This window comes from Corynebacterium sp. HMSC077D03 (genome assembly GCF_001808545.1).
GTDB lineage: Bacteria > Actinomycetota > Actinomycetes > Mycobacteriales > Mycobacteriaceae > Corynebacterium > Corynebacterium simulans.
This window is the reverse complement of sequence record NZ_KV793667.1, coordinates 1-285: the sequence shown is the minus strand read 5'-3', so window position 1 is coordinate 285 and position 285 is coordinate 1. Positions and strand designations below refer to the sequence as shown.

The 285-nt window shown below is 47.7% G+C and carries 1 rRNA gene; it reads right to left on the bottom strand.

Annotation, left to right across the window (positions count from 1 at the left end):
- Positions 1-36 precede the first annotated feature (36 nt).
- A 5S ribosomal RNA gene (gene rrf / locus HMPREF2888_RS02205) occupies positions 37-154 on the bottom strand.
- Between the last annotated feature and the right edge of the window lie 131 nt (positions 155-285).

Sequence of the window (285 nt, the reverse complement as noted above, 5' to 3'; positions counted from 1 at the left end):
CTTTTTTGTGTATTGAGTTGTGTGTTTATTGTTTTATGTCGGCGGTAACTTACTCTCCCACAACCTCCCGGTTGCAGTACCATCAGCGCGGGCAGGCTTAGCTTCCGGGTTCGGAATGGGTCCGGGCGTTTCCCTGCCGCTATTAACCACCGACAAACTTTCGGGGCTGTGTTGCCCTTTAGTGTTGTGTCAGATACTGCATAGTGGACGCGTGCATGACGTAATCATCATCTTTTTTTGTTTGTGTGTTGCACGTTGTGTGTGTTTGTTTTGGTCTATTAGTAC